21 protein-coding genes and 2 pseudogenes are annotated in these 20,954 nt (G+C 68.2%); 9 read left to right on the forward strand and 14 right to left on the reverse strand.

Features of this window, described 5'->3' with window-relative positions; genetic code table 11:
- Positions 1-284: 284 nt before the first annotated feature.
- A complete protein-coding gene (locus AB0M29_RS34915) occupies positions 285-701 on the reverse strand; it encodes a hypothetical protein (protein WP_365390297.1) in 417 nt (138 codons plus the stop codon).
- Between the two features lie 178 nt (positions 702-879).
- Entirely contained in the window at positions 880-2,190 is a 1,311-nt protein-coding gene (locus tag AB0M29_RS34920; protein ID WP_365390298.1) for an ATP-binding protein, read from the reverse strand.
- A 604-nt stretch (positions 2,191-2,794) separates the two neighbouring features.
- On the opposite strand from AB0M29_RS34920, the gene AB0M29_RS34925 reads away from it, so the two are divergent.
- The 3 genes from AB0M29_RS34925 (at position 2,795) to AB0M29_RS34935 (ending at position 4,734) form a co-directional block, all read left to right on the forward strand.
- Positions 2,795-3,337, forward strand: coding sequence for a winged helix-turn-helix domain-containing protein (locus tag AB0M29_RS34925; RefSeq protein ID WP_365390300.1), 543 nt, complete (start codon positions 2,795-2,797; stop codon positions 3,335-3,337).
- A 47-nt stretch (positions 3,338-3,384) separates the two neighbouring features.
- Positions 3,385-3,852 carry a transposase gene (locus AB0M29_RS34930; protein WP_365390303.1) on the forward strand — a complete coding sequence of 156 codons (468 nt, stop codon included), beginning with the start codon at positions 3,385-3,387 and terminating at the stop codon, positions 3,850-3,852.
- Positions 3,853-4,149: 297 nt separating this feature from the next.
- On the forward strand, positions 4,150-4,734 hold the full coding sequence (locus tag AB0M29_RS34935) for a GNAT family N-acetyltransferase (protein WP_365390304.1): 585 nt from the start codon (positions 4,150-4,152) through the stop codon (positions 4,732-4,734).
- Between the two features lie 18 nt (positions 4,735-4,752).
- Here AB0M29_RS34935 and AB0M29_RS34940 read toward each other — a convergent pair whose 3' ends face one another.
- The 6 genes and pseudogenes from AB0M29_RS34940 to AB0M29_RS34965 all read right to left on the reverse strand — a co-directional run bounded on the left by AB0M29_RS34940 (position 4,753) and on the right by AB0M29_RS34965 (position 8,813).
- Positions 4,753-5,496: an AAA family ATPase gene (locus AB0M29_RS34940; RefSeq protein ID WP_365390305.1), complete on the reverse strand. Its 744-nt coding sequence runs from the start codon at positions 5,494-5,496 to the stop codon at positions 4,753-4,755.
- Between the two features lie 65 nt (positions 5,497-5,561).
- Entirely contained in the window at positions 5,562-5,807 is a 246-nt protein-coding gene (locus AB0M29_RS34945) for a hypothetical protein (RefSeq protein ID WP_365390306.1), read from the reverse strand.
- Between the two features lie 12 nt (positions 5,808-5,819).
- Positions 5,820-7,184, reverse strand: a complete 1,365-nt coding sequence (locus tag AB0M29_RS34950; protein ID WP_365390307.1) for a DDE-type integrase/transposase/recombinase — start codon at positions 7,182-7,184, stop codon at positions 5,820-5,822.
- A 93-nt stretch (positions 7,185-7,277) separates the two neighbouring features.
- Positions 7,278-7,481: a hypothetical protein gene (locus AB0M29_RS34955; RefSeq protein WP_365390395.1), complete on the reverse strand. Its 204-nt coding sequence runs from the start codon at positions 7,479-7,481 to the stop codon at positions 7,278-7,280.
- Between the two features lie 136 nt (positions 7,482-7,617).
- Positions 7,618-7,875: pseudogene (locus AB0M29_RS34960) on the reverse strand (DUF6431 domain-containing protein); the annotation flags it as partial.
- Positions 7,876-8,096: 221 nt separating this feature from the next.
- Positions 8,097-8,813 (reverse strand): helix-turn-helix transcriptional regulator, encoded by a 717-nt coding sequence (locus AB0M29_RS34965; protein ID WP_365390309.1) that lies wholly within the window; start codon positions 8,811-8,813, stop codon positions 8,097-8,099.
- 1,104 nt (positions 8,814-9,917) lie between these two features.
- On the opposite strand from AB0M29_RS34965, the gene AB0M29_RS34970 reads away from it, so the two are divergent.
- Both AB0M29_RS34970 and AB0M29_RS34975 read left to right on the forward strand, forming a co-directional pair.
- Positions 9,918-10,505, forward strand: coding sequence for a hypothetical protein (locus tag AB0M29_RS34970; RefSeq protein ID WP_365390311.1), 588 nt, complete (start codon positions 9,918-9,920; stop codon positions 10,503-10,505).
- Positions 10,506-11,030: 525 nt separating this feature from the next.
- Positions 11,031-11,896, forward strand: a protein-coding gene (locus AB0M29_RS34975; RefSeq protein ID WP_365390313.1) for an IS5 family transposase whose coding sequence is annotated in 2 segments (ribosomal slippage) — positions 11,031-11,370 and positions 11,370-11,896 — 867 coding nt in all. Because the reading frame shifts where the segments join, the coding sequence is not laid out codon by codon here.
- Positions 11,897-12,019: 123 nt separating this feature from the next.
- Here AB0M29_RS34975 and AB0M29_RS34980 read toward each other — a convergent pair.
- Positions 12,020-12,159: pseudogene (locus AB0M29_RS34980) on the reverse strand (IS5/IS1182 family transposase); the annotation flags it as partial.
- Positions 12,147-12,914 carry a Ku protein gene (locus AB0M29_RS34985; protein ID WP_365390316.1) on the reverse strand — a complete coding sequence of 256 codons (768 nt, stop codon included), beginning with the start codon at positions 12,912-12,914 and terminating at the stop codon, positions 12,147-12,149. The pseudogene AB0M29_RS34980 and the gene AB0M29_RS34985, both read right to left, overlap by 13 nt.
- Positions 12,915-13,057: 143 nt before the next feature.
- Here AB0M29_RS34985 and AB0M29_RS34990 point away from each other — a divergent pair, with 143 nt between their 5' ends.
- Together AB0M29_RS34990 and AB0M29_RS34995 are read left to right on the forward strand one after the other, a co-directional pair.
- Positions 13,058-13,309 carry a hypothetical protein gene (locus AB0M29_RS34990; protein WP_365390318.1) on the forward strand — a complete coding sequence of 84 codons (252 nt, stop codon included), beginning with the start codon at positions 13,058-13,060 and terminating at the stop codon, positions 13,307-13,309.
- A 2-nt stretch (positions 13,310-13,311) separates the two neighbouring features.
- Positions 13,312-13,767 carry a DUF6233 domain-containing protein gene (locus AB0M29_RS34995; protein ID WP_365390320.1) on the forward strand — a complete coding sequence of 152 codons (456 nt, stop codon included), beginning with the start codon at positions 13,312-13,314 and terminating at the stop codon, positions 13,765-13,767.
- Between the two features lie 2,236 nt (positions 13,768-16,003).
- On the opposite strand, the gene AB0M29_RS35000 is transcribed toward AB0M29_RS34995, so the two are convergent.
- Positions 16,004-16,504 carry a hypothetical protein gene (locus AB0M29_RS35000; protein WP_365390322.1) on the reverse strand — a complete coding sequence of 167 codons (501 nt, stop codon included), beginning with the start codon at positions 16,502-16,504 and terminating at the stop codon, positions 16,004-16,006.
- 19 nt (positions 16,505-16,523) lie between these two features.
- Positions 16,524-16,877 (reverse strand): hypothetical protein, encoded by a 354-nt coding sequence (locus AB0M29_RS35005; protein ID WP_365390325.1) that lies wholly within the window; start codon positions 16,875-16,877, stop codon positions 16,524-16,526.
- A 1,068-nt stretch (positions 16,878-17,945) separates the two neighbouring features.
- Between AB0M29_RS35005 and AB0M29_RS35010 the strand changes: the two genes are divergently transcribed.
- Together AB0M29_RS35010 and AB0M29_RS35015 are read left to right on the forward strand one after the other, a co-directional pair.
- A complete protein-coding gene (locus tag AB0M29_RS35010) occupies positions 17,946-18,698 on the forward strand; it encodes a hypothetical protein (protein ID WP_365390327.1) in 753 nt (250 codons plus the stop codon).
- Between the two features lie 99 nt (positions 18,699-18,797).
- Positions 18,798-19,064: a helix-turn-helix transcriptional regulator gene (locus AB0M29_RS35015; protein ID WP_365390329.1), complete on the forward strand. Its 267-nt coding sequence runs from the start codon at positions 18,798-18,800 to the stop codon at positions 19,062-19,064.
- A gap of 9 nt (positions 19,065-19,073) precedes the next feature.
- On the opposite strand, the gene AB0M29_RS35020 is transcribed toward AB0M29_RS35015, so the two are convergent.
- Both AB0M29_RS35020 and AB0M29_RS35025 read right to left on the reverse strand, forming a co-directional pair.
- The gene (locus tag AB0M29_RS35020) at positions 19,074-19,535 is read right to left on the reverse strand and encodes a hypothetical protein (protein ID WP_365390332.1); all 462 of its coding nucleotides are present in this window, start codon (positions 19,533-19,535) and stop codon (positions 19,074-19,076) included.
- Positions 19,520-20,350 (reverse strand): IS5 family transposase, encoded by an 831-nt coding sequence (locus tag AB0M29_RS35025; protein WP_365390334.1) that lies wholly within the window; start codon positions 20,348-20,350, stop codon positions 19,520-19,522. Before AB0M29_RS35025 ends, AB0M29_RS35020 begins: the two co-directional genes overlap by 16 nt.
- Between the last annotated feature and the right edge of the window lie 604 nt (positions 20,351-20,954).

Raw genomic sequence — 20,954 nt, forward strand, 5'->3', positions numbered from 1 at the left:
GGCGATCCGCGCATGCTCCAGCCGCAGCCGAGCCGCCTCCGCCTGCACCTCGGCCTCCCGCAGCATCTCCAGCCAGGACTCCAGGTCCTCCCGGGCCCGCGCCTCCCGCACCTCCAGCAAGGCGATCACCGACGGCACACCACACCTCCACGACCAGACCAACCCACCGCTGGCTGCCCGCAATCGACCACCCCCACACCGCGACCACCTGAAAGCTGCTGGTCATCGAGCTACAGACCGGTTCACCACCACGCTCTCAGAGTGTCCACACCACCGGGGTCGCCTCACCACAGTGGCACGGCGTCACTCCGGCGGCACCGGGATTTGTTGGTCTGCACGGCGTAGGAGTCGGCGGCGTTGATGAACTCGTCGTATGTGCTGGCCCGCTTGTCTCTGTCCTCTTTTTTGCGGTCTGCTGCGTCCTGGAGGGTTTGCGAGTGTTCCTGGCTTCTGGTCTGCTGCCAGGCGCCGAGGTAGGAGAATCCGCCGCCGATCAGGGCTCCGACGAGGGCCACGGCGAAGCCCATGAGGACCACCCGGCGCTCGTCGCCGGAACCGCTCGAAGTCCCTGTGGCCGCATCGTCGGAAGATCCTGCCGGAGCCGCGTTCTGTCCACCGGTGGAAGGCGCTTCCTGGGCCGGAGCCGCATCGCTCGGCATGGGGTCCGATATCCCGGCCGATTCGGTGCTCGACGAACTCATAGCCAGCCGCTCTAGCGTTCGACTGCCGCCCAAGGCTGCTTGGATTGTGCCGCCGTTCCTGGGCGCGCAGCGGGACTCGCCGCCCTGCGGCCGGCGGCACTGCCGCCCAGTGTCGAAGTGCTGCTCGGCGACGTGAACAGAGCCATCCCTTCATGTTCGGGGCCTGCCGGGTGGGTGCCTACCAACCGGTGAGCATGCGCTTCCAATCGCTGCTCAGGCGGTTCGTCTGGATGTCGCCGTCAGGTGTGAGCACGTGCGGCTGGTGGGCTCCCATGTCGGCCAGCAGGTCGGAGGCGAGGGAGTAGGCCACGATCACCGCTTCGTGTTTGTCGTCGGCGAGGGCTCGCAGGTCTGCAGTGATCTCGGCGGCTGCGAGGGAAAGGCGGCCGACGGGGCCGTGTTGGAACACGTCATCGGTGACGATCAGCTTTACCGGATCGTCGTTGTCGTCGAAGCGGTGGAGCGCTGCCGACAGCATCAGGTCGTCGGTGGCGCCCGTTTCCGCCGCCCAGTGGGCGGCGGACTGGACGAGGGCCACGAGATCGAGTTCGATCCCGATCTGGGACAGCTGATCGGGACCTTGACGCCGGTCGGGTCGAAGATTGAGGGGCCGTGCCCCGTAGAAGCTTCCGTCCTGGTGGAGTTGTCCGGTGGAGGTGCCCTCGAAGCGGACCTGCCGACGGCCGACCAGTACGGGGTGCTGCGGCATGAGGCTGGTTGTTACCGCCCCCGCTGCCAGTGCGCGGAACCGGTCGAACCCCGCGGCCCGCTGTGCCTGGGTGGTCAGGGGGTAGTGGCCGCGGACGGCCGGCACCGAGCTGAGGGTGAGCCAGGCCGGGTAGTAGGTGAGCGCTGGGGTGCTGTCTTCAACGGTCCTGGTGAGGAAAGACGACAGGTACCCGGTCCCGTCCTCGGCCACTTGGTGGAGGCGGTTGACGTCGTCGGAGGCGGCCTGGAAGCGGTCGCGGTAGCGCTGGGCGATCTCCGACTCGGACAGTGTGCGGGTGGTGGTGCCGTGCCGGACGTGGACGCGGAAGCTGTAGTCGTTGCCGGGAGCCGCGACTGCGTGGGGTGCCCGGGGACTGGAGGGCACGGTGAGCAGCCAGTAGATCTTGTCGCCGTGCCGCTGCGATTTCAGCATCCGCACGCCGACGCCCGGTACCACGGGCTGAACCCAGTTCGCGAGCACCGAGCGGATCCACTCTTCACCGCGCCCTTGGACGAGGTCGACGGGTGCGAGTTCGTGCGCGTGGTCCCTCTTCCCGTCGTCGACCCCGATGACGATCATGCCGCCGACGGTGTTCGCCATCGCGCTGACGTCCTTGGCGAGCTCCTTCTTGCCCGCGTCGGAGCCGCCGTAGAAGTCCTTCTTCCAGTCGAGGTCGGCCGCCTCGGGTATCTGATTGTCGATCGCGTTCTGCAGAGCGTCCTCGGTGAGGTCGTCGGGGTGCTGCCCGAGGGCAGAAGCGAGCCGAGCAGGCAGAACCATCCGAGCTCCATGATCGTTCATCCGGCGGCGGTCGCCGCCGCGATCACGTTATGCACCCCCGTCTGCCCAGCACCAGGCAATTGCGGAAAGCCACCGCTACTCGCGGGTCCCGTGGCGCCACGGCGGGTGCTGGTGACCGCTGAAATTCAGGTAAGACGACCTGGCCGTGCCGTGTTCCTCCTCCTGTTTCTTCGGGCCATCGCCATCGGCACAGCAATCTGGATCGGCGCCAACTCAGCAACCTGAACCGTGGCGACACACTCACGCCCTCGCACTGGGCGATCTCGTGGCCCGGAGCACCGCAAACAGCCGCAGCCGCCTTCACCCGGATCAGCGCAGTCGAAGCCGCACGATCACTGCTCGCTGGCAACGAGGGCCGCCACCCCTGACACGCACCTTGGGTTTCCTGGAACGTGGGCACGCTGAACACCCGCACGGACGAATACCCCAGCAGCATGGCCCCCAAGGGGCGGCGGGTTTGTCCGCGGCACCTTGTCCGCGAACCGAGGCAGCTCACACAACGGTCCGCTAGAGCTAGAGATCTTTAAGGGTGCGGGTTACGTGGGGTCGTGACGGCTGTCGTGGGCTGCGCTATGCCGGAGGGATGATGTACCCCGATGGTGGTGGGCTGACGGCTGAGGAGCGGGTGCGGCGTGAGCGGGTCCGGTTGGCGGCCGCCGATCTGATCGAGGCCGGGGCCAGCGACCGGGAGGTGGCCCGGCGGTTCAGAGTTACCCGGATGTCGGCGAACCGGTGGCGGCGGGCGCTGGCCTCGGGCGGTCGGCAAGCTCTGGCTTCCAAGGGCCCCGGCGGTGCCCGCTGCAGGCTCGATGCAGGTCAACTACGCTTGCTGGAGGCGGTGTTAGATGCCGGACCCGCCGCCGTCGGCTGGCCCGACCAGTGCTGGACTTTGGCGAGGATCGCCGAGGTCGTGCGACGTCGGTTCGGGGTGGAGTACACGCTTGCCGGGCTGGACCTGCTGCTGCACCGCATCGGCTGGAGTGTGCAGGTCCCCTCCCGCAAGGCCACCGAGCGGAATGAGGAGAAGATCGCCGCCTGGAAGGACGAGCAGTGGCCCGTCCTAAAAAGACGGCGGCGGACCTGGGCGCCTGGCTTTGCTTCGAAGACGAAGCCGGCCAGGGCCTGAGGCCGCCCAAAGGCCGTACCTGGGGCCGACGTGGCCACACGCCCCTCGTGCGGGTCACCGCCGCGGGCACCAAACGCGTCTCCATGGCGGCACTGATCTGCACCCGGCCGGGCCACCGGCCCCGGCTGATCTACCGCATCCACCTCGACCGCGGCCCCGCCAAAGGCCGGCGCAAGGGCTTCACCGAGGCTGACTACGCGCGTCTGCTCGACGCCGCGCATCAACAGCTCGACGGCCCGATCGTCCTGGTCTGGGACAACTTGAACACACACGTCAGCCGCAGAATGCGGCAGATGATCGACGCCCGATTATGGCTGACCGTCTACCAACTGCCGCCGTACGCACCCGAGTTCAACCCGGTCGAGGGCGTCTGGGCACACCTGAAACGGTCCCTGGCCAACCTCACCAAACACAGCCTCGACCAGCTCACCGCGCTGGTGAAGACCCGGCTCAAACGGATGCAGTACCGGCCCGGCCTCATCGCCAAGACCGGCCTCGACTTCCGACCGCCGTAACCTCAGCCATTGAAGATCTCTAGCCCGGCTTCAGAGATTCCAAGGGGGTTCCCCGGAGAGTGTCATCGTCGCGAGGACCTTTCCCGTCGTGGACGAGCCGTGCATCCCTGCCCGGCCCTGCCACGGACGGGTGTTGAGTGCCACTGAAAATGACCACGGCCTTGCCACTCACGATGAGCATGGTGGGGGGTGAAGAAACCCCGCCGGTGGGCTTCCAGCGGGGTATTCGATCTTCATCGTGTCACTGGGATGCTCGGGGTGCCGATCATCCCGTCGAGGTTTTGGCATGATGTTGAGATGATCGTTCCGATACCTGCTGTTGTGCCCTCGGGCCGGATGAGCCAGAGCGACCAGCCCGTGTTTGTCCTGGCCAGCGGCCTTGAGTTGCGCCCGTGGTCCCCCGATGACGCCAAGGTGCTCGCGGACTCATGCCAGGACCCGGACGTTCAGCACTGGAACCGGCCTGGACACCTGTCCCTGGATGACGCCCGTGACCGGATCGCGCGATGGGAGAAGCGCTGGCGGACCGAGGAAGCTGCGATCTGGGCGATTGCGGAGCCCGGGGGCGGCAGCCCCGTGGGCCTGATCGGTCTGGCCGACTTCGATCTTGCTGGCGGCGGCGCTGAGTTCCTGTACTGGCTGCTTCCGGCCGGCCGGGGCCGCGGGGCCATGGTCGACGCCGTTGTCCGTGTCAGTCGGTGGGCGCTGGATGACCTGGGTTTGCATCGCCTGCGGATCACCCACTCCGTCGCCAACGCGGCTTCGTGCCGGGTGGCGACGAAGGCGGGGTTCGCTTTGGAAGGCACGATGCGAAGCGCCCTGCTCCACTCGGACGGCTGGCATGACGAGCATCTGCATGCGCGTGTCCAAGGTGACGCCTGACTGGGGTGGGGATGCTGGTCATTCGGCGGTGACTTCGGCGACGGCGGCTCTGGCGCTGGTCTCGTCGACGATGGATTTTCCGTCGGCGTAGGCGGACAGCAGGGACTGGACGGCGAGGTTGTTGACCGCGCGGGGATAGCCGCGTGAGGTGTCGTGGATCAGGGTGATCGCGTCGTCGGTGAACAGCGTGTCCGAGCGTCCGGCCAGGGCGAGATGGTGGGTCAGGTAGGAGGGGGTCTCCTCGCTGGTCATCGGGGGCATGTTGTAGCGGATCGCGATGCGCTGGTCGAGGGCGGCGAGCATGCCGAGCTTGATCTTCCGTCGCAGGGTGGGCTGTCCGATCAGCAGGCAGGCCATGGGGCTGGTGCTGTCCATGTCGTGGTTGGTCAGCATCCGCACCGCTTCCAGTTGTTCGTGGTCGAGCAGGTGGGCTTCGTCGATGATCAGGACGGGGACGCGTCCGCGCTCTGCGTGTTCGGTGGCCAGGGAGTCGGCGGCCTGTGGGATCAGGGTGGATTTGTGCGGGCGGGGGACGCCGCCGAGGGAGGTGACGATGGCGTGGTGGATCCCGGCGACGCCGACGGCGGGGTTGGGGAGGTAGATGACGGTGTGTCTGGGGTGGTCCAGGCCGGCAAGGGCCGCGCGGATCGCGACCGTCTTTCCGGCGCCGACCTCGCCGGTGATCACGCCCAGTGCGCGTTCGGCGATGCACCACGTGATCCTCGCGGCGGCCTGCGCGTGGGAGGAGTGCCGGTGCAGCATCCCGGGAGCAAGATCCCTTCGGAAGGGCATCTTCGAGAACCCGTAGAAACCTTGGATCTTGTCTATCAACGTCCGTTCCTCTTCAGGTAGTTGATGCAGTCGTCCAGCTCGGCCGCGGCGGTCTCGGCCCTGCGGTGGAAGCCGACGGCCAGGCGGAGGGTTCGCCCGGCCGACTCGGGCAGCGGCGGTGCGGGGTGCCGGTCGCTCTGGCGGCGGGCCAGGTGCAGGGCTCGGTCCAGCAGACCGCGGGCCGCCTCTTCGTCGGCTTCCAGCGCGTCGATGTGATCCTGGACCGGGTTCGTGCCGGTCACGGGGCCTCGCCGTCAGGGTCGGGCTCGCCCGCCGGTGTCGGCCGGGTCGGGCAGCAGGGTGGTGTAGTTGATCTGGCGGCCGAGTTCGGCGGTGCGGGCGGTGTCGACCAGGCGGAGGTAGTCGATGCCGGTGGCCGGGGCCGGCTCGGCGGCCGGGGTCTCCGGCTTGGCCTTGGGGTGCGCGTGGCGGGCCAGAGTGTGCGGGACGGCGAGGCCGAAGGGCCGGCTGTTGAACCGGACCTCGATCTCGGTGAGGTCGAAGGGATCGAAGACCAGCTCGACCTTGCGGCCGACCAGCGCGGGATCGACGTTGTAGGTGTTGGAGTGGAGCGAGACCGTCGCGGTCTTGGTGACCGTGCGGTGCTCGGCCCAGCGGAACGCTTCCCGCAGCTGGGCTGGGGTCGGCTGCGGGAACGGCGCCCCGGCCAGCCAGCGTTCGATCGGCGGCTGGCCGGTCTCGGAGTGGAGCCGCCGGTGATACACATGCTCGACCCACGCGGTGAAGAGCCTGTTCAGCGAGGCGAGGTCGGCGACCTTGTCGGTGTCGACCTCGACGAGGAACTGTTCCCGGACTGTTCGAAAGAAGCGCTCAATTTTCCCGCGTCCTTCGGGGCGGCCGGGGGTGGAGTGGATCAGCTTGATGCCGAGCCTCGCGCATGCTCGCAGCAGGGCGGAGTCGACGAAGGCGGAGCCGTTGTCGACGTAGACCCCTTCGGGGACGCCGCGGGCGGCCAGCGCCGGGCGGAGCGCGGCCGCGAGGCGGACGCTGTCCTCCGATCCGCCCCAGCGGTGTCCGACCACCGCTCGTGAATGGTCGTCGACGAAGGCGAACAGATACGCCTTCCGGCCTGCGATCTTCGGCCCGTGGAGTGCGTCCCCGACCCAGAGCTCGTTGGGCCGGTCGGCTTCGAACCGGCCGAACGCCGCCGGCGCTGACCCGCCCGGACGGGTCAGCAGTTCCAGGCGCTCGAAGTGCCGGTGGACAGTGCGGTAGGACGGGCCCCACCCCAGGTGCTGCTGGAGAATCCGTACCACCTGTGCGGTCGAGCGCGAGGGGTTCTCCCGCTTCAACGCCGCCGCCAGGTCCAGCACCTCCTCTGGCGTGCGCGGGGTGACTTGCCTCGTGGGCGGCAGCAAAGCATCGAAGCCGCCCTCCCGCCAGGACCTCAGCCACCGGTCCAGCGTCCCGCGGGTCACCTTGACCAGCTTGCCGAACGGATCGGTGTGCGTGCGCGCGGCGATCGCGCGGACCATCGCCCCGCGCTGAGCCGGGCTCAGGGCAGCATCAGCCGCCTCACGGATCAACTGGTAACGGAACAGAGCGACCTGGTGGGCCCGCTCGGCCCGCCGTCGCTCCTCCTCATCGACCAACGCCATCGAAGTGGACCTCCCGACAGGGGGTGTGGACATGCCGCCGCCAGGCTGGACCAGCCCTGCCACCGCCCGTCAGGGGCGACTCGTGTTGATCGACTACCGCCTGACCGTCGGCGGCCAGCCCGGCGCCAGCAGTCGGCCGTGGCAGGCCGCCGACGCCAGAGACCACGTCGGCGCAGTGACCATGCCGAACCTGATCCCGGCCGCCAGCGCGAACCCCACCACCGCCGCGACCGCGTCCGCCGCCACCGACGCCGTCGGCGCAGGCAGCACCCAGGACGGATCGTCGGCCAGATCCACCAGCCAGGACGTGAAGACTCCAGCGACCCGGGCCGCCCGCCTCGACCAGCACCGCAGCCACCCGCGGACGGGCGACCCGGGCCGCCCGCCTCGACCAGCACCGCAGCCACCCGCGGACGGTCGAGACCGGCCGATCCAGCCGGTCCGCGATCCGCCGGTGCCCCCAGCCGACCGCCGCCAGCTCCAGCCCAGCCCCGACCACCTCGACCACATCCGCCCGCCTGACCAGCAACGACGCGGGAAGCAGGATGTGCGTGGCCGAGCAGGACCCGCACCGAGTACGGCGCGGACGCACCTCCACCGCCCCCGCCGCCCCACGCAGCCGCCGCGACCGCCCCCACCCCCACCGGGCCAGGACCCCACCGCACTCCGGGCAGGCCAACTCACCTGCCACCAGACTCCGTTCGACAACGACAGCGTCCAGCTCTACCGTGATCAAAGCGCCTCCGGGCGCACCCAGACGGCCCTCCCGGCTTCGCGACCAAACGACAACGGGAGGGCCGTTGCCATGTCAGGACGTGATCACGGTGCCGCCCGGCACCCCGAAGATCAACCCACCCGCAACGATCAGTTCGCCATGCTCATCCTCAGTGGCACAACCAGCCCCCAATGTGCTCATCCTGAGTGGCAATCAACAGCCACGTCGGCCGAGCCTGCCCAGTGGCCTCCGATCACGGCAACAGAGCGGGGCACGCCCCGCATTGGGTTCCCGGTGCCGCGGCGCAGGGCGACGAACCGGGGGACGTTGATCGTCAGGGCTGTCATGCCCTCGCGCCACCCTTCGGTAAACCCCGCCCCGAACCAGGCCAGTTCGTCGAAAAGGGCGGCTTCGACGCGGGCCCGGGCAGATTTCGAGACCGGGCCGCCGTTCAAGGGGCGTAAGACGACCTGGTCGCTGTAGTGGCGGCGTGCTGTGCCGGTGCCGAGGTAGACCGGGCGAAGCGCGACTTCGAAGTGCCCTTCGGTCAGGGCGGTGTTGGCGATGCGGGTTGCCCCCGACAGCGGGTCGCCCGGCAGCCGCTTGGCGGAGTGTTCTATGCGCTCCGCCTGTTCCTCGAGTTGGTCGAGGTAGGACAGTAAATTGGCCAGACCGTCGAGGTAGCCGACGAGATCGAGCAGCCTGAGTTTGGGGTAGTTGACGGCCTCAGCCAGACGTACGGTGTCGTCCATGGTGGGCTTCACGTGGCCGCCGAGGATCTCCTGCACCTTGGCCTTGCTCATGTTGGCACGCACCGCTAACTGCTCGCGCGTCATGGTCGCTGCGGCCGCACGCAGTTCCTGGCACCAGCGCTCGTTGAGGAAGCGTGCAGCCCGCTTCGGTTTGTCGCTCATAAGCCTCAGCCTGACGGCCCGGGAGCCGCCCGCACCAGGGCAGTGTCAGAACAGCGGCACGGCGTACCAAACAGACGGCATGAGCACCATGGCTGCATGCCAGCCCACCGCTATCCCATACGGGAGGGCCGCTACGGGCGGCTGAACTCTCCGCCAGTAGGACATACCCCTCGGTGAGGACTGGCAGTTGAGGGTCCTACGTCAGGAGGTGAAACACCAGATGCAATCCAACCGCAGCCACCAGTGGGTATCCAACGCATGGCAGAAGCTGATCATCGCCGCAGTCGTACGGGGCATCACCGCGCTCGTCGTTCTCGTGCTGCACCACGAATAGCGGCCCGCGCGAAATGTCGGCCCGCGTGTCCTCACAGCAGTCCGTGAGGGCACCACAGGCCCCACCGCAGACTTCAACCGAGAATCGCCTCGCAGGCCAGCGCGGTCGCCCGTCGCCGCCGACACGCTGCGTCATGACCGCCCAGGCACCCTGCCGGGATCTCATCCCGGCAGGGCACGCTCGCCCGTACCATCGGGCTGCCGGCTACGGTCGTCGGCCGCCCACTCGGCCATGACACCCGGCCTGGCCGGTCTCCCTGCTCCCTTCGAGAGACTCAGCATGCAGCCGGCCATCGGTGACTTGTAGTTGCGAAGTACCACTTCGCCATCCATACACGGGGCCACCAGGACACCCACGCCTCCAGCGGCTGAATCAGCATGGGACACAGTGATCCAGACGCTCGAAGAGGACCAACAGCACTGAGGGAACGGCCAGAAGCCGTAGGCGTCCTCTTCGTGCAAGACGACATCGGCGGGGACGGGGTGGTTGATTTGAGCAGCAGAGCCCACGAGTGGAGTCAGTGCCGGCGGCTACAAAGGGAGTTCGGATCGTGTCGGCCAAGGTGCGACAGGAGGGAGGAGACCCGCTCATCGGGCGGGCGTCTTCTTCCGCTGGCCTTCAGCCGCCGCCCCCTTGCTGGACACCTACCTCCCCTCTCCTCCGCCGCGTGCACCTACGAGCTGGAGAACCCCGGCGACCGCGTCCTGGACCACCTCGCCCCGACCGTCCACCCCGGCCTGACCTTCGTCGCCCGCGAGGAGCAGGTGTCGTTGGAAGACCTGCAGGCGGTCTGGGACAGTGCCCTGCTGGCCGACGGCCCGGCCGGCAGGCACTGGACGCACCGCAGCGTCGCGGAGTTCCTGACCGCGCAAGCGTGCCAGCCCCTTCCACTGCCCAGCGTGCGCGCTCTGCTGACCGATCCTCAGAACCCTGGCCGGGTGCTTCCGCAACTGGCGGGCGTAGCGGCGGCGCTGGCGACGCTGCACCCGGACGTGGGCGACTGGCTGATCGCAGCCGATCCGCAGGTGGCGATGCAGGCCGACCTGCAGGCCCTGCCCGAATCCCAGCGGGCCCGGCTGGCTGCCGCCGTGCTGGCCAGGCTGGGGTCAGCACCGATGACGAGCGCCCGTTCCGGATACGCCGGGCTCGCCCACTGCGGTCTGTCCGGGCAACTCGCGCCGCTGCTGGCACAAGGCCAGCCGGTGTCGTGCCGGCAGGAAGCCCTGCTGATCATCGAGGCAACCGGCTTGCGTGACCTCGACGGCCCTCTCATGGCCCTGATCGAGGAGCTCACGCATGACCAGGACCCTGAAATATTCGATGACGACACGAGACTGGCGCAGTGGGCAGCCCGCTGAAAGGCAAGAAGGACACTGACCGTCGCCGCCTTCGACGTGCTCGGGGACCTCCTGCGCGGCACCGCACTCGACGCCGACGCCGTGGCCGCCGACGCGCTGCACTGGCTTACCTCCGCTGTCGTGGAGAGCACACGGTCTCCGTGCGCAACGTCACGATCACCAACGGCTCACCTCCGCTCGCGCGGAGAGAAGGCAGATGGTTGGCGGTGTGCAGGCGCACGGACGGCCCACCTCCGCTCGCGCGGAGAGCACCTCGGTGCCGTAGCCGAGCCGGTAGATCACGGCGGCTCACCTCCCGCTCGCGCGGAGAGCACCCCTCGGCGGTGTTCGATTGGGACGCCCACGACGGCTCACCTCAGCTCGCGCGGAGAGATCCACTTCACGACCTGCGAGCTTCGAGGGGTCTCATGGCTCACTCGCTGTCCGCCCACGTGCCTAGTAGACCGTCGCGGCTAACTGATCGTTTCAGAATGAACTTCGTTGTGGGGCTTGGCAGTCGGGTGGTGTGTCGACAGGATGGGTTGGGTGTCCGCTGATCTTGTGCCTGATGACCTGTGGGAACGAGTGGCCCCGTCGTTACCTCCTCGTCCGCCCAGGCGGTATCGGTATCCCGGGCGGTTGCCGGCGGATGACCGGGCTGCGCTTCGGGGCATCGTCTACGTGCTGTGTAAGGGCGTGAGCTGGCGGGACGTTCCCGCAGAACAGGTCGGATGTAGCGGCGTGACGGCCTGGCGGCGTCTGCGGGACTGGACCGAAGCCGGCGTCTGGCCGCAACTGCACGAGGTGCTGCTGGGCGAGTTGCGGGCCGCGGGCCTGCTGGACATGGACGATGCCTCGATCGACGGCTCGCACGTCCGAGCGCTGAAAGGGGGGCTCACACCGGACCTTCGCCGGTCGACCGGGCCCGGCCCGGCAGCAAGCACCACTTGATCGTCGACAGGCATGGCACTCCTCTGACCGTCTCGCTGACCAGCGGGAATCGTCACGACGTCACTCAGTTGATGCCCCTGCTGGACGCGATACCCCGCATCCGCGGGCTGCGCGGTCGGCCACGTCACCGGCCAGGCCGTCTGTTCGCCGACCGCGGCTACGACTACGACAAGTACCGCCGACTTCTGCGGGCCCGCGGCATCACACCGAAGTTCGCTCGCAAAGGCACCACCCATGGCTCCGGGCTGGGAAAGTCTCGTTGGGTCGTAGAGCGGACGTTCGCCTGGCTCCACCAGTTCAAGCGACTCAGGATCCGCTACGAGATACGCGCAGACCTCCACCTCGCACTCCTTCAACTCGCTTGCAGCATCATCTGCTTGAGACGACTCCCTGGCAGCAGTACACCAACAGCGACCAGCGCCAAGTCGACTGGCACTTCACCACCGACGACGCACGCGTGAAACTACGCCACCTCTACCCCACCACACAGCAAAATTAAGCCGCGACAGTCTACTAGTCTGACAGGTGATGAGGCGAGCGGCGCGGCCGAGGAATGTCTCGTGGATGTCCTCGCGTCGTTCTCATCGGATGCGTAGGCGGCGGAAGCCAGCATCCAGGCGATGGCTCTTTCGACGACGTAGCGGAAGATGCCCAGGCCGGAGCCGTGGGGATAGCCTCGATCGGCGATGACCAGGCGGATGCCCGGACCTCTTACCAGCCGTCGCCGCGCCGGGCTTGTCGGAGGCTGTCCTCCAACGCCTGCATCAGGTCTACGACGGGCTGCGGCTCGGGGGGCCCGCTCAAGCTCTGGCCTTGAAGTTTCGCGGTGACGGCCTGGTCCAGGGCTTCCCCGTACTGGTCATGCAGGCTGGCGATGTCGACGCCGGCGAGTTGCTCGATGAGCATTTCGGCGAGCCCCAGCTCTTGCTCGGTGACCGGTGCGAGGGAGGCGATGTCGCCCGGGTCGCGGATCTCCTGCGGCCAGTGCAGGCCGTGTACGACCAGGACGCCGCGGCGGGGGCGCAGTACGACCAGGCGCTCACGGGTGCGCACGGCGAACTTCGCGATCCCGAGACGGCCGGTGCGGGCAAGGGCCTCGACAAGCAGGGCATACGGCCGCCCCGCAGCCGGTCCGTCAGGGGCCGCGTAATAGCCGTGGTCGTACATCAGCGGGTCGACGTCGCCGACGCCGACGAATCCCGCGATCTCGATCATCTTGCGGGTCGCCAACGGCAGATGCTCCAGGTCCTCATCGGCCAGCACGACCACCCGCCCGTCCGGAGCCTCCCACCCCTTGGCGATCTCGGCCTCCGTGACTTCCCGATCTTCGGCCTCACATACGCGCCGGTGCCGAATGCGGGACCCGTCAACGGCGTGCACCTGATGAAGCTGCGGCCGCAGATCCTCCGTCGCCGCATACAGGCGCACCGGAACACTGACCAGACCGCAGGTGACATGACCCGACCACAGGGCGCGCATGATCCAACCCTGCGCCCCGGGCGAGCCGGGCGCACTTGTGGCTACTCCACCAGGGCGTTAGCCGAAACCAAGCCGCGGGACGGCCGCACGCGCGACGACACGCCAGGTAGCCCGGTGCACCCCACCATGAAATAGTCGAATGTATGTACGAACTGATTGAGGATGCGGAGCCAGCCGGCCGACTGCCGCGCCCCGATCGGATCGTGCTGGACGGTTGGCTCCACCCAGGCCGCCAGCGCATCACCCTGCGCCTGAACGGCATCGAGCGCCACGGGATCATCCTGGTCAGCTACACCTACGAAACCCGCCGCGCCCACCGCATCAGCGTCCGCGCGGAGAAGGGCCTCCCGCGGCAAGTGGGCCGCCGGTGGTGGACCGACACGAGCATGCGGTAGCCGTGAGCCAGGAGAAGCCCGGCCCGCTGGTGCGGGTCACCCTCCCCGACGGGCAGACCGTCAACGCCGTCATGCACCTGCGAGTCCAGGAGGAAGATCGCACGTGGTGGTGCGTGGTCGAGCTGCCGCTGTACGACAAGGTCGAACGGGCCCGCAAGTACACCGCCGAGCCCGCCCCCGTGGTGTTCGACGCGCCCACCACCGTCTGCGAGCCCATCCCCGGCCAGGACTACGCGGGCGTGCCCACCGAACGCCGCTGGGAGCCGCCGAGGTGGGTCATCGAACAACGCGGCCTCACCCTGGAGACCGGCCCCCAACTGGTCGTCCACCGCGCCAGATGCCGCGCCGGCGGCCGAAGGCGAACGCGCGTGTACTGGGCGCAAGCCCGCACGGCCGTGGAGCAGGACGGCGCCGAGGCGTGCGGAGTGTGCCACCCGGAGACCACGCTGGGGCAGTGATTGCCTGACCAACGGCCGCCACCATGGCGCACGCTCAGAGGCGAAGAGGCCGGTCAAAATGGATCAGCTTGTTGTCCAGGGCTTCAAGCACCAGGTGCGGTAGTACATCGAGCGCCATCTCCAAGCGCAAACTGCAGTTTTGGCGCCACGTCCACGGTCGTGCCCCCTGGCAGGCCTGCGTCCCGGATTCTCTACCGAGCCAGAACTGCGTAGCCCAGTCGGTCCGCCGAAGACCGGCGGACCGATCCGAGATGGCCGCTCGCGCGGAGAGCACGGGAAATGCGCGTCCACGGCCGGGCGGGCGGCCGGCTCACCTCCGCTCGCACGGAGAGCACACCAGGGGGCGGGCGGCCGGTCATGCGTGAGTCCGGTTCACCTCCGCTCGCGCGGAGAGCACTCCACCTGTGGCTGAGGTTCAACATCATCCGTCGGTTCACCTCCGCTCGCGCGGAGAGCACACCCAGGCCGGGCTGCACGCGGTCCGGTGGGTCGGTTCACCTCCGCTCACGCGGAGAGCACGCGGCCGACGACCGGATCCTCGTCTACGCCGACGGTTCACCTCCGCTCGCGCCGAGAACACGCCAGTTCCGCACGGTCTGAAACCGGTTCGTTGGTTCACCTCCGCTCGCGCGGAGAGCACACGTCGTCGGCCTGTTCGGGTTGATCGGCGGAGGTGGCTCACCTCCGCTCGCGCGTAGAGCACCCATCCGTTGTGGCGCGCCGACGCAGCGGCAACGGCTCACCTCCGCTCGCGCGGAGAGCACCGTCCGCCACGGTTCCCCGTCGTTCGGGCACGCGGCTCACCTCCGCTCGCGCGGAGAGCACCGTCCGCCACGGTTCCCCGTCGTTCGGGCACGCGGCTCACCTCCGCTCGCGCGGAGAGCACGGAAGCCGCGCTACGTAGAGATCGCGGATGACCGGCTCACCTCCGCTCGCGCGGAGAGCACTTCCGCAACCAGTCCGGGCCAGCCGACTCCATCGGCTCACCTCCGCTCGCGCGGAGAGAGCACTGCCCCGTGAGTTCCGAGCCTCCACCACTCGCCGGCTCACCTCCGCTCACGCGGAGAGCACGAGGTCATCGGGCCGTGGCACGCGGGTGGTCGGCTCACCTCCGCTCGCGCAGAGAGCACGCTGCACTGAGCGATGTGGGCCTCTTGCGGTCCGGCTCACCTCCGCTCGCGCGGAGAGCACATCTTCGCCTGCTTCGCCTCGTCCGAGAAGTGCGGCTCACCTCCGTTCGCGCGGAGAGCACCGGGTCTTGACCTCCAGCGCGCACAGGGAGTGCGGCTCACCTCCGCTCGCGCGGAGAGCACGCGCGCAGACCCGCCGGAGGCTGTCTCTGGTCCGGTTCACCTCCGCTCGCGCGGAGACCACTTTGCCTTCGCGGCGTTCTTCATGTCCCGCCACGGTTCACCTCCGCTCGCGCGGAGAACACCACCCGTGGACGCCCCGCATGGTCGACGTCACCGGTTCACCTCCGCTCACGCGGAGAGCACGCCATGGTCCACACCCTCGACTCCGGACGGCACGGTTCACCTCCGCTCGCGCGGAGAGGCCCCGCTGATCGTGGGCGTGAACTGGTACGAGGGCGGTTCACCTCCGCTCGCGCGGAGAGGACCACGCGCCCGTCGACCGAACCGCGACGTGCCGCGGTTCACCTCCGCTCGCGCGAAGAGCGCACCACCCCGCCCCGCCCGCAGGTCATCCGCACCGGTTCACCTCCGCTCGCGCGAAGAGCACGCCGCCGCCGTCATCCGTGCACGCGGGTACGGTTCACCTCCGCTCGCGCGGAGAGCACCCTGGGGCCCCGTCCTTGCCGTCAGCGCCGTCCGGCTCACCTCCGCGCGAGCGGAGGTGAGCCGAAGCACGGGAAGAAGCAACGCGCCAGGAAACGGTCCTCTCCGCGCGAGCGGAGGTGAGCCGATTCCGCGGCAGGTGGCGAGGTCGGTTTCGTTGTTCTCTCCGTGCGAGCGGAGGTGAGCCGGAGAATCCGCCCCACTTGACGAACATGGCGAGGTCCTCTCCGCGCGAGCGGAGGTGAGCCGTACCGTCCGGCCGAGGGCGGCGTCGGCGACGGGTGAAAAGTGATCCAGAACCTGAAAAAAGTGGGCCGGTGGCCCAAGCGTCGGAAGCAGCTCACGATTCACCCGTCGCCGACAGAGGATCTGATTCGAGCGGCCAGTCAGGAAGGCGCACCGATGATGCTGGGGTGAGCGGACCGGTACGCCCCGTGTGCTCAGAGCGGACGGTGTTGCTGGGGCCTCGGGGCCTGGCGGAGCTGCTCTGCCTCGGATTGTGGTCGACCGCGCCTTTGATCCGGTCCGGTGGATCTTGGCGATGGCTGCTCGGCCTCCGGCTGTACTTCCGGTCGGGCCATGCGCGCCGCAGCTCGCTCGTAGGCGTCCTGACGGGCGCGTGGTCCGACCGCGAGAACCTGAAGAGGTGGCCGGGTATCACGGTCGGGAGGATCTTCGACGGGCGGCAGGAGCCGGTAGACGATGCGGTATCCGGGAGCCGGGCGGTTCAACCGGCGCCCGACGTCGTTCTCCTGCTCATCGAAGTACAGTTTGAAGCATCCGCGCAGGTCCCGCGTGAGCGGCTTGCCGTTGATTTCGCCGCTCGCCAACTGCGCGATGCGGGTCAGCGCGATCTTCTGGAGTTGCAGGCTTGGCAGGTTGAGAATGTCGGCACCGACGAGCGGCAGGTGGTCTCCCCGGTAGCGATCGTTCGGCGCCATGGCCCCCCTTGCCTTCTCGTCAGTGCTCTCGCGCGTCGGTGCCCGGCTGAGCCGGTTTGACGGAGGCTTCGGCCTGGCCGGCCTCCACGATCCGCGCGAGAGCATCCGTGTCCAACCCTTGGCCGGGGACAGGGGCTTGAGGAAGCCGCTCATCGACGAGTTCTGCGAGGGCGTGTTCCTCTTCGTCGTCAAGATGCTGAATCAACTGCTGGAACAGGTCGTAGGGCAGCAGGACAGCGGTCGGCTCCCCGCCGTCGTGTTCAGCGATAAGAACCGGGACAGCTTTGTCTCCGCCTTGCCGGAATCCGGCCAGAAGAGTTCTGAGTGTGGCGCTGATCCGCGCGGCGGAGTGGACGTCGTGCTTGTCGCTCATGTATCCAGCGTACGCAAGTTCCGGGCTGGAAGGCGGCGGGATTTATGCGGTGGAGTCCGGCAGATCAGATGGCGCCCCCCGGCTGTTAATCCGTTTTCTTCTCTCGAAGAGAACCCGGGGGGCTCGTCGGCCACTCCATTCTGGACCGACGACCGTACGCTACCGGAACGGCCACGGTTCATGCCGCCCAGCCTCAGCACAGGGGGAATGCCCGGTCCGGGGCGGCTGGCCCATGGGGGCCTGCCCGAGAGGGTTGCGACTCCTTCATCGCCGGATAGCTCGGGCTACGAGGCCGATGAGACTGGCGTGAGCACTCGAAATGGCAGCGCCAACGCCAAGAGGCTGAGCGAGAGTCGGATGGACCAGAGCGAGGTACATAGCAGCGCCGGTGATCAAGAGTCCCATCACCAAGACGAGCAGAACCACCGCCATCCGCAGGTCCAAAGAGTCGCTGGATTGCGGGTGAGTCGGATCCGTGGACATGTAGGCAACTTCCTTGTAGGCAGAGCAGGGGCGGTAGGCCCCGCAGCATGGCTCCGGTGGTCTGCGTCACTGTGACCGCAGCACGTTGGCCGCAACGCCGAACTGGTGCCTTTTCAGGGCCACTTCGCAAGAGCACCACCGTGACTCCGGAGGGCGGCCACCTGTCGGCCGCCTCTCCACCAGTTCACCGCTCGCCTACCGACACGACCCGCCGAAGATGGGAGGCCTCTAAAACCCGCCTCCCCGCTCGCCAGCTTCGGTAACGTCTCGCCATGGCTTCCAGCAAGACCCCCAGCGCAGCCGACCAGCAGCTCATCGATTACGCAGAACGGCATGGTTTCACCGTCACCGTCAAGCAGCTCACGGTCTGGCGGCGGGCTGGTCTCCTTCCGGGGAACATCCCCGGCGGTGGCCTCGGCCGGGGCCGGGGCAGCACATCCACCGCGCCGCCCGAGAGCTTCGAGCTGGTCGTCGCTCTCGCCCCTCTCGCACGGGGGCAAACGTCCGTCGGACCTGGCGCTGCTCTTGTTCGCCCAGGGCCTCCCAGTACCGGAGACAACGGTCCGGGCGGCCTTCCGCGGCAGCGTGGACACCAGCCCCATCCCAGGCGAGGAGGTTCCCACAGGCACCGTCATTGACCTGGACGACCGGCTGAACGAGCTGTCCAACACCCTGGCGGACTCCACCCACCGCGTTGTCCTGGTGCCCGCCCGCGTCCGGCGCATCGACGACAGGATCGCTCGCATCCTCGGCAACCTGCCCCCAGAGATAACAGGGCTGGACCGCAACGACGACCCGCCAAGGTTCACCTCGCAGGACGCCACCTTGACCGCCGTAACAGCTACTCTCGGCGGCTCCATCCCGCTTCAGGACATCGGCGCGCTCATGCGAGCCATGAGTCCGGGTATGACGGCTCACCCGTTCGCCTCGCTGGTGGAGACCACCCACGAGGATGCACCAGAACTCTCCGACACGGTCCTCGGCGACGATATGTCGCTGAAGATCCTGCCTGACCGCGACGCCCGGGACCTGCTGACTGCGCTGGCCGACACCATGCCGCTGAGCGACCTTGCGGCGGGATGGCGCGCAGCACACGAAACGCGTCTGTGGGCGCTGGACTTGTGCAGGCGAGTTGAGGCGGAACTGGATGCCAACGACCTCGGCGAGGCCGTTACGCAGTGGCTACGCGGAAGACTTCTGCTCTCCGGCCTCAGCGTCATCGATGCCGTGCGTGACCCCGTATCCCCGCCAACGAAAACCGCATTCTCGGCACTGATGCTGCTCTTTCAGAGGGCGGTACGTACAGATTTGCCGGATTTCTCTCTGTCGCGGGATTGACCTGCAGAGCAGGGCAGTCCGCGGGCCTCCCGCTGCTCTCGCGGCCTGGGATCGAGACAGAAGGCTGTCGCAGCCAGGACTCAGCGGCATACTGCCGTCATGAGTGAGGAATCGGCACGGCTGGCGCGAGCCCTCGTCGAGTTCCGTGAAGCCGAAGGTATCTCGGAGCGCGAGCTCGCACGACGTACCTGGCTGAGTCACGCGACCATTCGGACCTTCGAACGCGACCGTGGGGACCTGCCCACTCCGACGGTTGCCCGCAGGTTCGAGGAAGTCCTCGGCTGGGCTCCGGGGAGCATCAAGGCCACGTCGTCCGAGGCTACGGGCCTTGAGCCATCGGCCGATTCGAGCTCAGACCTCGAGTAGGCGAGCTGGTCAGGGCTGTTTGACGGACGGATACGGTCGTGGCAGGGCGAACAGGCCGGGTTCGGTCTCGGCCAGGATGTTGCGCCCGGCCAGGCGCTTGAGCTTCAAACGGACGTTGTTGATGTTGTTCGGGGCCGGGTCCAGGTCCATCGCCTCGCACACGCCCCGCGCTCGCAGCGGACCGTCTGCCTGGGCGAACACCACCATGATTTCCTGGTAGGCCGCCCCTTCCGGCAGCTCGGCGGCGGACGCCGACGGCGCGGGCGGGGCCGGGTCGGGCAGCTCCAGCAGTGTCTTGCGGGTGCTCCGCACCTCCTCGGCAGCCCGACCGAGCTCGGCCAGCACAGCGGTGAGCCGCGTGATCTGCTCGCGGGTCTCTTCGGCCTGCGCGGCGATCTCCCGCTCTCGCTCCTCCAGACGTACCACCACCGCCCCCAGGGTCAGGTCCCCGCTGGTCATGCGCCGCGCCATGACGTCGCGCTACCGGTGAGCCGACGGCCCATCACATCGCTTATCGCCCAGTACACCCGGGACTCGGCCGAGGCGGGGCGGTGCTCGTAGTCGCGTACCAGCCGCCGGTGCAGCATCAAGGTCCCGTTCGTCTGCTCCACCCGCCAGCGGATCGGCTGCGGGACGAACCCGGTCTCGGCCGGGTTGCGCTCGACGACTTCGACGTCGATGCCCACCTGCCGACCGTGGTCCACGACGGTCTTCTTGAACCCCTGGTCCACCAGTGCCTTCGTCACGGTGCCCCCACTGCCTGCTGCGACCTTGTCCAGCAGAGCGGTGCCGAAGGCGTTGTCATGGACGGAGGCGGCCAGCACCACCACGGCGATCACCAGGCCAAGCACGTCCACGGCGAGTCCCCGCTTGCGGCCGGGCACTTTCTTCGCCGCGTCGCGTCCCGTCGTCTCGGCCGGCACACCGGCCGCCGCGTGCAGACTCTGGGTGTCGAGCACCACCAGGCTGGGGTCGGCCAATCGGCCCCTCTTCTCGCGGACCTGCCAGCGCAGCAAGTCGTGAATGACCTGGTCGGTGCCCTCATTGCGCCAGGTATAGAAGTAGTACTTCACCGCGCCGGCGGGTGGTAGGTCGTGCGGGAGGTAGTCCCACTGGCAGCCGGTCCGGGACTGGTAGAGCAGGGCGTTGACGATCTCCCGCATCTCGTAGCGGCCCTCGTGGCCGCTGACCGAGGGATGCTGGACCTTCCACGAGGTGATCACCGGCTCGATCAGCGCCCAGCGTTCGTCGGATAAGTCGCTCTTGTAGGGCTTGCGGTCACTCACGCAGTCACCTCAGCACGGCGCCATCCCCGCGACCTGCCGGAGGCAGTAAGGCCACACGTTCAGGCGACGACAGAATGGACTTAATCTCTCATTCCGCCCTCTCAGTGCCAGGCGTTCGTGATGCTCGACAACCTCATGCCCGGCTGCCAGTGGAACCTTCTCGCAGAGCCCGGAGTGATGCCGCCCCCCATCCGCGATTTGGTACTGGACAAGATCGGTGAGGCTGCAGCAGCCCGACAGTGAACGGAGACCCCGCCCAGGTCCGTGCCCTACGCGGGGCCGCCAGCCCGCCCCGGGCTATTGCGGTCCGACTGCCCGACGGCAGCGCCGTCCTCACGTGGCTTGGGCGCCGGATTGGCGCGGCAGGTCGCCGACCGCCTGCGGACAGTCAAGGCCGGTTCGCCCGTGAGGGTGGATACAGGTGAGCCCTACGCTACGGCCCCAGTCGGCGTGACGGTCGAAGTGCTGGCAGGCGCCACCCGGCACGCCCAGGTCGAGGCAATGCGGCTGCGCTGACCAGGTGAACCGAGGCGGCCCCCGGCCCTTCCTGGCCGGCCGGAGCGTGTCGGGGCTAAGCGGATTCGTTTTCGAGCCGTTCAACCTG

The organism is Streptomyces sp. NPDC051976 (assembly GCF_040680795.1).
GTDB lineage: Bacteria > Actinomycetota > Actinomycetes > Streptomycetales > Streptomycetaceae > Actinacidiphila.

Coding starts and splice junctions, on each gene's coding strand:
- AB0M29_RS34965 (WP_365390309.1), bottom strand. CDS start 8,813: ATGAGCGACAAACCGAAGCGGGCTGCACGCTTCCTCAACGAGCGCTGG.
- AB0M29_RS34950 (WP_365390307.1), bottom strand. CDS start 7,184: ATGGCGTTGGTCGATGAGGAGGAGCGACGGCGGGCCGAGCGGGCCCAC.
- AB0M29_RS35000 (WP_365390322.1), bottom strand. CDS start 16,504: ATGGCGCCGAACGATCGCTACCGGGGAGACCACCTGCCGCTCGTCGGT.
- AB0M29_RS34915 (WP_365390297.1), bottom strand. CDS start 701: ATGAGTTCGTCGAGCACCGAATCGGCCGGGATATCGGACCCCATGCCG.
- AB0M29_RS35020 (WP_365390332.1), bottom strand. CDS start 19,535: ATGGCGCGGCGCATGACCAGCGGGGACCTGACCCTGGGGGCGGTGGTG.
- AB0M29_RS34990 (WP_365390318.1), top strand. CDS start 13,058: ATGTACGAACTGATTGAGGATGCGGAGCCAGCCGGCCGACTGCCGCGC.
- AB0M29_RS34935 (WP_365390304.1), top strand. CDS start 4,150: ATGATCGTTCCGATACCTGCTGTTGTGCCCTCGGGCCGGATGAGCCAG.
- AB0M29_RS35005 (WP_365390325.1), bottom strand. CDS start 16,877: ATGAGCGACAAGCACGACGTCCACTCCGCCGCGCGGATCAGCGCCACA.
- AB0M29_RS34940 (WP_365390305.1), bottom strand. CDS start 5,496: ATGCTGCACCGGCACTCCTCCCACGCGCAGGCCGCCGCGAGGATCACG.
- AB0M29_RS34985 (WP_365390316.1), bottom strand. CDS start 12,914: ATGCGCGCCCTGTGGTCGGGTCATGTCACCTGCGGTCTGGTCAGTGTT.
- AB0M29_RS34920 (WP_365390298.1), bottom strand. CDS start 2,190: ATGGTTCTGCCTGCTCGGCTCGCTTCTGCCCTCGGGCAGCACCCCGAC.
- AB0M29_RS35015 (WP_365390329.1), top strand. CDS start 18,798: ATGAGTGAGGAATCGGCACGGCTGGCGCGAGCCCTCGTCGAGTTCCGT.
- AB0M29_RS34925 (WP_365390300.1), top strand. CDS start 2,795: ATGATGTACCCCGATGGTGGTGGGCTGACGGCTGAGGAGCGGGTGCGG.